This window comes from Streptomyces sp. NPDC048590, from assembly GCF_043199535.1.
Taxonomy (GTDB): domain Bacteria; phylum Actinomycetota; class Actinomycetes; order Streptomycetales; family Streptomycetaceae; genus Streptomyces.
Map to the genome: position 1 here is coordinate 89,957 of NZ_JBICWC010000011.1, position 12,439 is coordinate 102,395.

Genomic DNA, 12,439 nt, shown 5'->3' on the forward strand with positions numbered 1-12,439 from the left:
CGCGCCCCCCCCTGGCCGGCCGCGCCCACCCCGTCCCACCCCGGCCGGGTGCGGCCGGGCGCCCTGTGCGCGGTCTGGTAACCCCGGGCGCGCCCGGGGGCGTGCCCCGGGCCCGCGCCGGTTCTTCCATGAGGTGTGACGGGTCAGGAGTCGCCGCGCCCGAGCTCCCAGAGCTGGAGGTCGGCCGAGGAGTTGACCGACCACTCCACACCGGTCAGCCCGTCGAGCGAGGCGACGTACTGCTTGCCCTGCCAGACCGGAAGGACGGGGACGTCCTCGGCGACGATGTCCTGGAGCTTGTCGAAGGCCGGGCTCGCGGCGCTCCGGTCGGCCTCCCTGCGGGACTGCGGGATCAGGGTGTTCTCCGCGACGGACGACCGGTACGGCGAGTTGAGGAAGTTGTTCTCGTCGAGGAACGGCGCGGTGTAGTTGTCCGCGTCCGGGAAGTCGGGGAACCAGCCCATGCCGTAGACCGCGTAGTCGCCCTTCATCTGGGCGGGGCGGTACTCGGCCCACGGGGTGCCCTTGACGTCGACCTGGAAGAGACCCGAGGCGTTGAGCTGCTTGGCGAGCGTCTCGAACTCGGCCTTGGTGGCCGGACCGTAGTGGTCGGTCGTGTAGTGCAGGGTGAACTTCACCGGGGTGCTGACACCCGCCTTGTCCAGGATCTTCGCGGCCTCGGTGGCGCTGGGCTCGCCGTAGCGGTCGTAGAACGAGGTGGTGTGGCTGGTGATGCCCGACGGGATGAGTGAGTAGAGGGGCTCGGCCGTGCTGCCGTACACCGACTTCGCGACGGCCCCGCGGTCGATGACCTGGGCGATGGCCTGACGCACGGCCTTGTCCTTCACCGCGGGGTCGTCGGTGTTGAAGGCGAGGTAGCTGATGGCGAGGCTGGGCATCTCGGTCAGCTTGACGCCGTCCTTCGGCTTGGCCAGCATCGACTGGGCCTGCTCGGGCGACATGGTGCGCGTCATCATGTCGATCTTCTTGTCGTCGAGCGCCTTGCCCATCGCCGCGGCGTCGGGGAAGAGGTCCAGCTCCACCTTCTCGTTGCTGACCTTCAGGTCGCCCTTGTACTTCGGGTTCCTGGTGAAGACCACCTTGGTGACCTGGTCGCCCTCGACCTCGGGCTTCATGGTGTACGGGCCCGAGCCGTCGACCTGGAAGCCCTCGCGCGCGGACTTCGCGGGGTACTTGTCCTTCTGGACGATGCCGGCGGGCGGCGTGGCGAGCTTGTAGGGGAAGGTCGCGTCCGGAGTCTTCAGGTGGAAGACGATCTCCTTGTCACCCTTGGTCTCCATCGTGTCGATGTTGGCGAGGAGGCCGATCGGACCGCTCTCGTCCTTGATGTCGAGGACACGCTGGATGGAGTACCTGACGTCCTCCGGAGTGACCGGGGTGCCGTCCGCGAAGGTGAGGCCGTCACGCAGGGTGCAGCGGTAGCTCTCGTTCTCCGTGTCGGTGAAGGCGCAGCTCTTGGCGGCCTCCGGGGCCGGTGCGCCGCCGCCACGCGGTATGTGGGTCAGGGTCTGCACCGTCTGCCGCAGCACGTTCCACACGCCCGCCTCGTAACCGATGGCGGGGTCGAGCGGGGCCGGGGCGTCCTTCGAGGCGACAAACTGGTCCGTGGTCCCGACAACGATGGCATCGCCCCCGTCGTCCGACCCGCCACAGGCGGCGAGCACGGGCGCGAGCAGGCCCACTACGGCCGGCAACACCAGCGTCTTGCGGTTCATCTGGACGTTCTCCCTCAGTACGGCATGCGAGCAAACCGAGATTAATGGCCGCCGCGGGAGGGCCCTACCGGGCCGGTTCGGCCCCGTATCCACTGGGTGATCATCGATGACGGGTTGTCCACGTCACGTCCGGGAATGTTTCGTGCATCACCTCTCGAAAGCGGACGTAAGACCGCCCGGATCGGGCATTACGACCGACTCGCCAGGCCCACGGGCGTCACGTCGAGTGACGAACGTCACTGATCCGAAATGACCGACACGTTGACATGGACCTGATATTTCGACCAAAAGGGGCCGGGAGGGATTTCCCGGCCCCCGTCCCCGTCGGACGTCAGTCGTCCGCGACGAGTCCGCGCAGGAACGCGAGATCCACCTGCTCCAGCGAGGGCACCACCACCCGCCCCGGCGCCGGGGCGATCGGCGCCACGGACGGCACCGCCACGACACGACAGCCCGCCGCCTCCGCCGCGGCGACCCCGGTCGCGGTGTCCTCGACGACGGCGCACCGCCACGGGTCCGCCCCGAAGCCGGCCGCGGCGGCGAGATAGGGCTCGGGGTGGGGTTTGGTCCGGGTGACCTCGTCGCCCGCGACGGTGAGCGCGAAGTGGTGGCGCCCGACCGAGTCAAGCACCCGGTCGATGATCCGCCGGTGCGAGGCGGAGACGAGGGCGGTAGGCACCTTGTGCGCGGAGAGTTCGGCGAGCAGCCGGGAGGCGCCCGGCATCAGCGGGACACCGCGGCTGATCCGCTTCTCGAAGCGGTCGTTCAGCAGGACGGTGAGCTCCTCGATGGCGACGTCCGCGCCGGTGACCTCGATGAGGTACCCGGCGCTGCGCGTCATCGGCCCGCCGACGACCACGTCACGCCATGCCTCGTCGAGCCGGTGACCGAGGTCGGCGAAGACCTCGACCTCCACGTCCCACCAGAAACCCTCGGTGTCGACCAGTGTGCCGTCCATGTCGAGCAGCACCGCTTGCAGCGCCGACCCTTCGGCCGTACGGATCAGGGACGCGGGGACCGTACTGGTCATCCGGCACACCTCCATGAGGGACGAGAAGGCCGGCCGCCTTCCCGGTGGGAACGGCGACCGGCCTGCACTGGACCGACCAGTCTACGACTGTGCCCGCTCGATGCGCAGCGTGGCGTCACCGCGCGTCGAGCGGCTCTCTACCGTGCGTTGAAGTACTTCGCCTCGGGGTGGTGGATGACGATGGCGTCGGTGGACTGCTCCGGGTGCAGCTGGAACTCCTCGGAGAGCTGCACGCCGATCCGCTCCGGCTCCAGGAGATCGGCGATCTTGGCCCGGTCCTCGAGGTCGGGGCAGGCGCCGTAGCCCAGGGAGAAACGGGCTCCGCGGTACTTCAGCGCGAACATGTCCTCGACGTCGGACGGGTCCTCCCCGGCAAAGCCGAGCTCGCCGCGGACACGCGCGTGCCAGTACTCGGCGAGCGCCTCGGCCAGCTGCACGGACAGGCCGTGCAGCTCCAGGTAGTCCCGGTAGGAGTTGGCCTCGAACAGCTCCGCGGTGGCTCCGCCGATCCTCGAGCCGACCGTGACGACCTGGAGCCCGATCACGTCCGTCTCCCCCGATTCCTCGGGGCGGAAGAAGTCGGCAAGGCAGAGGCGCCGGCCGCGGCGCTGGCGCGGGAAGGTGAAGCGGGTCCGCTCCGAGCCGTCCTCGTGCAGCAGGATCAGGTCGTCGCCCTTGGAGACGCAGGGGAAGTAGCCGTAGACCACGGCGGCTTCCAGCAGGTTCTCGGTGTGGAGCTTGTCGAGCCAGCCGCGCAGCCGGGGCCGCCCTTCCCGCTCCACGAGCTCCTCGTACGTGGGCCCGTCACCGGCGCGGGCCTGCTTGAGCCCCCACTGGCCCTTGAAGAGGGCTCCCTCGTCGAGCCAGGAGGCGTACTCCTTGAGCTGGATGCCCTTGACGACCCTGGTGCCCCAGAAGGGCGGCTCGGGGACCGGGTTGGTGACGGAGACGTCGGAGCGCACGCCCTCCTCGGGCTCACGCACCTCGGTCACCGCCGTGTCCCGCTTGGGCACCCTGCGCTGCTTCAGCTCGGGGAGGGCCGCCCCGGGCACCCCGCGCTTGACCGCGATCAGGGCGTCCATGAGGCGCAGGCCCTCGAACGCGTCACGGGCGTAGCGGACCTCGCCCTCGTAGAGCTCGTGCAGGTCCTGCTCGACGTAGGCCCTGGTGAGGGCGGCGCCGCCCAGGATCACCGGGTACTCGGCCGCCAGCTTGCGCTGGTTCAGCTCCTCGAGGTTCTCCTTCATGATCACGGTGGACTTCACCAGGAGCCCGGACATGCCGATGACGTCGGCGCGGTGCTCCTCGGCTGCTTCCAGGATCGCGGAGACGGGCTGCTTGATGCCCAGGTTGACGACGTTGAAGCCGTTGTTGGACAGGATGATGTCGACGAGGTTCTTGCCGATGTCGTGGACGTCGCCGCGGACGGTGGCCAGGACGATGGTGCCCTTGCCGTCGTCGTCGGTCTTCTCCATGTGCGGCTCGAGGTAGGCCACCGCGCTCTTCATGACCTCGGCGGACTGGAGCACGAAGGGCAGCTGCATCTGGCCGGAGCCGAAGAGCTCGCCGACGACCTTCATCCCCTCCAGGAGGGTGTTGTTGACGATGTCGAGGGCGGGGGTGGTCTCCAGCGCCTCGTCGAGGTCGGCCTCCAGGCCGTTCTTCTCGCCGTCGATGATGCGTCGCTGGAGCCGTTCGTCCAGCGGCAGCGCGAGGAGCTCCTCGGCCTTGCCCTGCTTCATCGACTTCATGTTGACGCCCTCGAAGAGCTCCATGAGGCGCTGCAGGGGGTCGTAACCCTCTTCCCGGCGGTCGTGGATCAGGTCGAGGGCGACCTTGACCTGCTCCTCCTCGAGCCGGGCGATCGGAAGGATCTTGGAGGCGTGCACGATGGCCGAGTCGAGGCCGGCCTTCACGCACTCGTCCAGGAAGACCGAGTTGAGGACGACACGGGCGGCCGGGTTGAGGCCGAAGGAGATGTTGGAGAGGCCCAGGGTGGTCTGGACGTCGGGGTGGCGCTTCTTCAGCTCGCGGATGGCCCCGATCGTGGCGATCCCGTCCTTGCGGGACTCCTCCTGCCCCGTGCAGATGGTGAAGGTGAGGCAGTCGATGAGGATGTCCTCCTCACGGATGCCGTAGTTGGTGGTGAGGTCCTCGATGAGCCGCTCGGCGATGGCGACCTTGTGCTCGACGGTACGGGCCTGGCCCTCCTCGTCGATGGTCAGCGCGATCAGCGCGGCACCGTGCTCGGCGGCCAGGCCGGCGACCTGCGCGAAGCGTGATTCGGGGCCGTCGCCGTCCTCGAAGTTGACGGAGTTCAGCACGGCGCGGCCGCCGAGCTTCTCCAGCCCCGCGCGCAGGACGGGCACCTCGGTGGAGTCGAGCACGATCGGCAGCGTGGAGGCGGTGGCGAAGCGGCCCGCCAGTTCCTCCATGTCGGCGACACCGTCGCGACCCACGTAGTCGACGCAGAGGTCGAGCATGTGCGCGCCCTCGCGGATCTGGTCGCGGGCCATCTCCACGCAGTCGTCCCAGCGGGCGTCGAGCATGGCCTCACGGAACTTCTTGGACCCGTTGGCGTTCGTACGCTCGCCGATCGCGAGGTACGAGGTGTCCTGGCGGAAGGGGATGCTCTGGTAGAGCGAGGCGGCGCCCGGTTCGGGGCGGGGGGAGCGGGCGGTGAGCTCGGCGCCGCGGACGCGCTCGACGAGCTGCCTCAGGTGTTCGGGCGTCGTACCGCAGCAGCCACCGATCAGCGAGAGGCCGTACTCCTGGACGAAGGTCTCCTGGGCGTCCGCCAGGCCCTCCGCGTCGAGCGGGAAGTGGGCGCCGTCCTTGGTGAGGACGGGCAGACCGGCGTTCGGCATGCAGAGCAGCGGGATGCGCGAGTGGCGGGTGAGGTAGCGCAGGTGCTCGCTCATCTCCGCGGGGCCGGTCGAGCAGTTCAGGCCGATCATGTCGACGCCGAGCGGTTCGAGGGCGGTCAGCGCGGCGCCGATCTCGGAGCCGAGCAGCATGGTGCCCGTGGTCTCGAAGGCGAGCGAGCACAGCACCAGGAGGTCGGTGCCGAGGGCTTCCTGCGCCCGCTTGGCGCCGAGCACGGCGGCCTTGGTCTGCAGGAGGTCCTGGGTGGTCTCGATGATGAGCGCGTCGGCGCCGCCGGCGATCAGCCCTTCGGCGTTCTGCTGGAAGCCGTCGCGCAGCACCGTGTACGGGGCGTGTCCCAGCGTCGGCAGCTTGGTGCCGGGGCCGATGGAGCCGAGGACCCAGCGCTGCTGACCGGTGGACTCGGTGAAGCGGTCGGCGACCTCGCGTGCGATCGCGGCGCCGGCTTCGGAGAGCTCGTGGATCCTGCCGGGAATGTCGTACTCGCCCAGGGCGGAGGAGTTGGCTCCGAAGGTGTTCGTCTCGACGCAGTCCACACCGACCGCGAAGTACTCCTCGTGCACCGAGCGGACGATGTCGGGCCGGGTCACGTTCAGGACCTCGTTGCAGCCCTCGAGGTTCTCGAAGTCCTCGAGGGTGGGGTCCTGGGCCTGGAGCATGGTGCCCATCGCGCCGTCGGCCACCACCACCCGGGTGGCGAGCGCCTCACGGAGCGCGGTGGCTCGGTTCCGGCTGTCAGCTGTGGGGGTCGGCGACGAGGCCATGGAATGTTCTCCCTGGGATGCGACGGCTGTCGGCTTCGCCCCCTTCTGCGGAGGGGGGCACGCGGCCAGCGTAGCCGGGAGGCGTCCGGGCCGGTCGACGCGTCCCACGGGGCGGACTGCATGCTGTGCGGTGAACGGGCCGGCTCGCGGCGTGACGCATATTGCGCGCGCCACCGGACAGAGGTCGACATCGACCGATAGTGTTCAGCATTGTCGAACCGAGTGGAGGAGTACGGCGCGATGGCGAAGAACATCCAGTCGCTCGAGCGGGCAGCGGCGATGCTGCGCCTGCTGGCGGGCGGCGAGCGCCGGCTCGGACTGTCGGACATCGCGTCGTCGCTGGGTCTGGCCAAGGGCACCGCGCACGGCATCCTGCGCACCCTCCAGCACGAGGGCTTCGTCGAGCAGGACAGCGCGTCCGGCCGCTACCAGCTGGGCGCCGAACTGCTGCGGCTGGGCAACAGCTACCTCGACGTGCACGAGCTGCGGGCCCGCGCGCTCGTATGGACCGACGACCTGGCCCGGTCCAGCGGCGAGAGCGTCCACCTGGGCGTCCTGCACCAGCACGGCGTGCTGATCGTCCACCACGTCTTCCGGCCGGACGACAGCCGCCAGGTGCTCGAGGTCGGCGCGATGCAGCCGCTCCACTCCACCGCGCTCGGCAAGGTGCTCACCGCCTACGACCCCGTCGCGCACAGCGAGGCCACCGAGACGGAACGGCGGTCCTTCACGCCGCGGACCGTCACGGGCGACGCGGAGTTCGAGTCGCTGCTCGACCTGGTCCGGGCCCAGGGCTGGGCCTCCGACGTGGAGGAGACCTGGGAGGGCGTCGCCGCGGTGGCGGCCCCGATCCACGACCGGCGCAGGATGCCGGTCGGCGCCGTGGCGGTGACGGGCGCCGTGGAGCGCGTGTGCCCCGGCGGGGAACTGCGCCCCGAACTCGTCGCGGCCGTACGGGACTGCGCCCGCGCCGTGTCGCGGGATCTGGGCGCGGGACGCTTCTGACCGAGCGCCCACGGCGCCGGTAACGATCGAGTCGCGCGTCACACACCCCTTGACGCACTCACGTTCGGGGAGAAGCATGACCGTTCACCGGTCGGCATTGTCGAACACCTAACGGCAATACGCGTTAGGGTGTGACAGTGCCGAGGGCCGGTCAAGCCCTACAGGTGGGGTGCCTGCTCTTCCAGAGGTACCCATCTGGGGCGCGATCCACCGGAGGGACCCGGTGTTTCGCCTTCCCCTGGACGAAGGACAAAGGAGTCGCGGGTGTCCAGCTCCGACATCTTCATCGGCGAGACCATCGGTACCGCCATACTCATCCTGCTCGGCGGCGGTGTCTGTGCCGCCGTCACGCTCAAGCGCTCCAAGGCGCAGAACGCCGGCTGGCTCGCCATCACCTTCGGGTGGGGGTTCGCCGTGCTGACCGGCGCCTACATCGCCTCCGGCGTCTCCGGCGCGCATCTCAACCCGGCGGTCACGATCGGCCTGGCGATCCAGGGCGGCACCGCCTGGAGCGACGTACCCCTGTACCTCGCCTCCGAGCTGCTCGGAGCGATGATCGGTGCCGTGCTCGTCTGGGCCGTCTACTACGGACAGTTCCACGCGCACCTCACCGATCCGGAGATCGTGAAGGACCTGCCGCCCGAGGAGGGGCTGGTGGACCGGTCCGCCGCCCCGAAGGCCGGTCCCGTGCTCGGAATCTTCAGCACGGGCCCGGAGATACGCAACGCGGTGCAGAACGTGGTCACGGAGGTCATCGCCACCTTCGTGCTGATCCTGGCCATCCTCACGCAGGGCCTCAACGACGAGGGCAACGGCCTCGGCGCGCTCGGCGCCCTGATCACCTCTCTGGTGGTCGTCGGAATCGGCCTCTCGCTCGGCGGCCCGACCGGCTACGCGATCAACCCGGTCCGCGACCTCGGGCCGCGCATCGTGCACGCCCTGCTGCCACTGCCGAACAAGGGCGGGTCGGACTGGGGCTACGCCTGGGTACCGGTGGTAGGACCGCTCATCGGGGCGGCACTGGCCGGCGGACTCTACAACCTCGCCTTCGCCTGAGACGCACCTCTCCACACCACACAGACTCCGGGAGCCAACCGTGACCGACGCACACACCACCGGCCCGTTCATCGCGGCCATCGACCAGGGCACGACCTCCAGCCGCTGCATCGTCTTCGACAAGGACGGCCGGATCGTCTCCGTCGACCAGAAGGAACACGAGCAGATCTTTCCCAAGCCGGGCTGGGTCGAGCACGACGCCAAGGAGATCTGGGAGAACGTCCAGGAGGTCGTCGCGGGCGCGGTCGTCAAGGCCGGCATCACCGCCGCGGACGTGAAGGCGATCGGCATCACCAACCAGCGTGAGACCACGCTGCTCTGGGACCGGCACACCGGTGAGCCGGTGCACAACGCCCTCGTCTGGCAGGACACCCGCACCGACGCCCTGTGCAAGGAGCTCGGCCGCAACGTCGGCCAGGACCGCTTCCGCCGCGAGACCGGTCTCCCCCTCGCCTCGTACTTCGCCGGCCCGAAGGTCCGCTGGCTGCTGGACAACGTGGAGGGCCTGCGGGAGCGCGCCGAACGCGGCGACATCCTCTTCGGCACCATGGACTCCTGGGTCATCTGGAACCTCACCGGCGGAACCGACGGCGGCGTGCACGTCACGGACGTCACCAACGCCTCGCGCACCCTCCTGATGAACCTGCACACCATGCAGTGGGACGACAAGATCCTCAGCTCCATCGACATCCCCGCCGCCGTGCTCCCCGAGATCCGGTCCTCCGCGGAGGTCTACGGCACCGCCAAGGGCGGCGTGCTCGCCGGTGTCCCGGTGGCCTCGGCCCTCGGTGACCAGCAGGCGGCGCTGTTCGGGCAGACCTGCTTCGCCCAGGGCGAGGCCAAGTCCACGTACGGCACCGGCACCTTCATGCTGATCAACACCGGCCACACCCCGGTGAACTCGTACAACGGCCTCCTGACCACCGTCGGCTACCGGATCGGCGACCAGAAGGCGGTGTACGCGCTGGAGGGCTCCATCGCCGTCACCGGGTCGCTCGTCCAGTGGATGCGTGACCAGATGGGCCTGATCAAGTCCGCGGCGGAGATCGAGACGCTGGCCTCCTCCGTCGAGGACAACGGAGGGGCGTACTTCGTACCCGCCTTCTCCGGGCTGTTCGCCCCCTACTGGCGCCCCGACGCACGCGGCGTGATCGCCGGCCTCACCCGGTACGTCACCAAGGCGCACATCGCCCGTGCCGTGCTCGAGGCCACCGCCTGGCAGACCCGCGAGATCAGCGACGCCATGACCAAGGACTCCGGCGTCGAGGTCACCGCGCTCAAGGTCGACGGCGGCATGACCTCCAACAACCTGCTGATGCAGACGCTCTCCGACTTCCTGGACGCGCCCGTGGTGCGCCCCATGGTCGCCGAGACGACCTGCCTCGGCGCCGCCTACGCCGCCGGCCTGGCCGTCGGCTTCTGGCCGGACACCGACGCGCTGCGCGCCAACTGGCGCCGCGCCGCCGAGTGGACACCCCGCATGGACGCGGCCACCCGTGACCGCGAGTACAAGAGCTGGCTCAAGGCCGTCGAACGGACCATGGGCTGGATCGACGACGAGAGCTGAGGAGCAATCGACATGACCACCCTGCAGAGCGTCCCGACTCTCGGGACGCATCCGGCCTCCGGCTCCCTCCGGAGCCGCGCCGAGACCCGGGAACGGCTTTCGAAGGCGACGTACGACCTCCTGGTGATCGGCGGCGGCATCCTGGGCATCTCCACCGCCTGGCACGCCGCGCAGTCCGGACTGCGGGTGGCCCTGGTGGATGCCGGCGACTTCGCCGGCGCCACCTCCTCCGCCTCGTCCAAGCTGCTCCACGGCGGCCTGCGGTACCTCCAGACCGGTGCGGTGAAGCTGGTCGCCGAGAACCACTTCGAGCGGCGCGCGGTCTCCCGCCAGGTCGCCCCGCACCTCGCCAACCCACTCACCTTCTACCTGCCCGTCTACAAGGGCGGTCCGCACGGCGCCGCCAAGCTCGGTGCGGGGGTCTTCGCCTACTCGGCGCTGTCCGCCTTCGGTGACGGCGTCGGGCATGTGATCAGCCCGTCCCGGGCGGCCCGGGACGTACCGGAGCTGCGTACCGACGGGCTCAAGGCGGTCGCGGTCTACGGCGACGACCAGATGAACGACGCCAGGATGGCGCTGATGACCGTGCGCGCGGCCGTGGACGCGGGCGCGGTCGTCCTCAACCACGCGGCGGTGACCGGGCTCAGGTTCACCCGGGGCCGGGTCACCGGCGCCGAGCTGAAGGACCGTCAGGACGGTACGGAGTTCGGCGTCGACGCCCGGCTCGTGCTCAACGCCACCGGTCCGTGGGTCGACCATCTGCGGAAGATGGAGGACCCCGCCGCGGCTCCCTCCATCCGCCTGTCCAAGGGCGCCCACCTCGTCCTGCGGCGCACACGCCCGTGGAGGGCCGCGCTGGCGACACCGATCGACAAGTACCGGATCACGTTCGCCCTCCCGTGGGAGGACATGCTGCTGCTCGGCACCACCGACGAGGAGTACGAGGGCGATCCCGGCGATGTGGCGGTCACCGAGAAGGACACCGCGCAGATCCTCGACGAGGCGGCGTTCTCGGTCCGGGACCAGCAGCTGTCCCGCGATCTGATCACGTACTCCTTCGCGGGCCTGCGCGTGCTGCCCGGCGGACCCGGTAACACCTCGAAGGCCAAGCGGGAGACGGTCGTCACCGAGGGCCGCGGCGGGATGCTGTCGGTCGCCGGCGGCAAGTGGACGACGTTCCGCCACATCGGCCGGACGGTGATGAACAAGCTCGCCGAGCTGCCCGGCCGCCCCCTCGCCGAGGACATGGAACCGATGGCCAGGCTGCCGCGGAAGGTACCGCTCCCCGGTATCGCCAACCCGGACGCGGTGGCGCACAGGCTGCTCGCCGAGGGCGGCACCCCGGGGCCGCGCATGCCCGCCGACACGGCCCGCCACCTGGCCACCCACTACGGCTCCCTCTCCTTCGAGATCGCCCGGCTGGCGGACGAGAACCCGGCACTGGCCGAGCGCATCCACCCCGACGCCCCGGAGATCTGGGCGCAGGTGGCGTACGCGCGGGACCGCGAGTGGGCCACGACGGCCGACGACGTGCTGCGCCGCCGGACCACCCTGACGATCCGGGGCCTGGCCACGGACGAGATCCGGGCCGGGGTCGAGGGCATGCTGGCCGAGGGTCGCTGACGGCCCGGGCCGCGATCAGGGGCGGTGTGCGGCCTCGCACCGCCCCTGCCCGCATAATGAGGCGATACATCGGATGTCTTGTGTGCGAGGAGGCCCCTCATGGCCGTCACCGACGAAGCGATCGAGAGAATCAAGGAAATGATCGTCTCGGGTGCCCTGGCCCCCGGGGACCGTCTCCCCAAGGAGAGCGAACTCGCGGCGGAGCTCGGGCTGTCACGCAACTCCCTGCGTGAGGCGGTGCGCGCGCTGTCGCTGATCCGGATCCTCGACGTCCGCCAGGGCGACGGCACCTACGTCACCAGTCTGGATCCCCAGCTCCTGCTGGAGGCGCTGAGCTTCGTGGTGGACTTCCACCGCGACGACACGGTGCTGGAGTTCTTCGCCGTCCGCCGGATCTTGGAACCGGCGGCCACGGCCATGGCCGCGCTGCGCATCGAGGACGAACAACTGGACGCTCTTGAAGCTCAGTTGGACGCGCTCGGCACCGATCCCTCGGTGGAGGCCCTGGTCGCGGCCGACCTGGAGTTCCACCGGGGGATCGTGCGGTGCTCGGGCAACTCGGTCCTCTGCTCGCTGCTCGACGGCCTGTCCGGCCCGACCACACGGGCCAGGGTGTGGCGGGGGCTGACGCAGGAGAACGCGGTCAGCCGCACCCTGTACGAACACCGGGCGATCCTGGCCGCGATGCGGGACCGCGACGCGGAGGCGGCCAGGTCCTGGGCGACGGTGCACGTGGCGAGCATCGAGCAGTGGCTCCGCTCGACCCTGTGAG

At 69.8% G+C, this 12,439-nt stretch carries 8 protein-coding genes; 5 read left to right on the forward strand and 3 right to left on the reverse strand.

Going from position 1 to position 12,439, the window contains the following annotated elements; all coding sequences use genetic code 11:
• Positions 1-143 precede the first annotated feature (143 nt).
• The 3 genes from ACGFNN_RS28945 to metH form a co-directional block, all read right to left on the reverse strand.
• The gene (locus tag ACGFNN_RS28945; protein WP_393560261.1) at positions 144-1,736 is read right to left on the reverse strand and encodes an ABC transporter substrate-binding protein; all 1,593 of its coding nucleotides are present in this window, start codon (positions 1,734-1,736) and stop codon (positions 144-146) included.
• Between the two features lie 331 nt (positions 1,737-2,067).
• Complete coding sequence (locus ACGFNN_RS28950) at positions 2,068-2,766, reverse strand: HAD family hydrolase (protein ID WP_393560263.1); 699 nt, start codon at positions 2,764-2,766, stop codon at positions 2,068-2,070.
• 137 nt (positions 2,767-2,903) lie between these two features.
• Complete coding sequence (metH, locus tag ACGFNN_RS28955) at positions 2,904-6,416, reverse strand: methionine synthase (RefSeq protein WP_393560264.1); 3,513 nt, start codon at positions 6,414-6,416, stop codon at positions 2,904-2,906.
• 222 nt (positions 6,417-6,638) lie between these two features.
• Here metH and ACGFNN_RS28960 point away from each other — a divergent pair, with 222 nt between their 5' ends.
• The 5 genes from ACGFNN_RS28960 (at position 6,639) to ACGFNN_RS28980 (ending at position 12,438) form a co-directional block, all read left to right on the forward strand.
• Positions 6,639-7,421, forward strand: a complete 783-nt coding sequence (locus tag ACGFNN_RS28960) for an IclR family transcriptional regulator (RefSeq protein WP_393560510.1) — start codon at positions 6,639-6,641, stop codon at positions 7,419-7,421.
• Positions 7,422-7,685: 264 nt separating this feature from the next.
• A complete protein-coding gene (locus ACGFNN_RS28965) occupies positions 7,686-8,477 on the forward strand; it encodes an MIP/aquaporin family protein (RefSeq protein ID WP_362552152.1) in 792 nt (263 codons plus the stop codon).
• Positions 8,478-8,517: 40 nt separating this feature from the next.
• Positions 8,518-10,044 carry a glycerol kinase GlpK gene (gene glpK / locus ACGFNN_RS28970; protein WP_393560266.1) on the forward strand — a complete coding sequence of 509 codons (1,527 nt, stop codon included), beginning with the start codon at positions 8,518-8,520 and terminating at the stop codon, positions 10,042-10,044.
• A 12-nt stretch (positions 10,045-10,056) separates the two neighbouring features.
• Positions 10,057-11,667: an FAD-dependent oxidoreductase gene (locus ACGFNN_RS28975; protein ID WP_393560268.1), complete on the forward strand. Its 1,611-nt coding sequence runs from the start codon at positions 10,057-10,059 to the stop codon at positions 11,665-11,667.
• Between the two features lie 99 nt (positions 11,668-11,766).
• A complete protein-coding gene (locus tag ACGFNN_RS28980; protein WP_365098293.1) occupies positions 11,767-12,438 on the forward strand; it encodes a FadR/GntR family transcriptional regulator in 672 nt (223 codons plus the stop codon).
• The last annotated feature ends 1 nt before the right edge of the window (position 12,439 follow it).

Excerpts from the sequence above, each read along its gene's own strand:
- ACGFNN_RS28975 (WP_393560268.1), top strand. The coding sequence starts at position 10,057 with ATGACCACCCTGCAGAGCGTCCCGACTCTCGGGACGCATCCGGCCTCC.
- ACGFNN_RS28950 (WP_393560263.1), bottom strand. The coding sequence starts at position 2,766 with ATGACCAGTACGGTCCCCGCGTCCCTGATCCGTACGGCCGAAGGGTCG.
- ACGFNN_RS28945 (WP_393560261.1), bottom strand. The coding sequence starts at position 1,736 with ATGAACCGCAAGACGCTGGTGTTGCCGGCCGTAGTGGGCCTGCTCGCG.
- metH (WP_393560264.1), bottom strand. The coding sequence starts at position 6,416 with ATGGCCTCGTCGCCGACCCCCACAGCTGACAGCCGGAACCGAGCCACC.
- ACGFNN_RS28980 (WP_365098293.1), top strand. The coding sequence starts at position 11,767 with ATGGCCGTCACCGACGAAGCGATCGAGAGAATCAAGGAAATGATCGTC.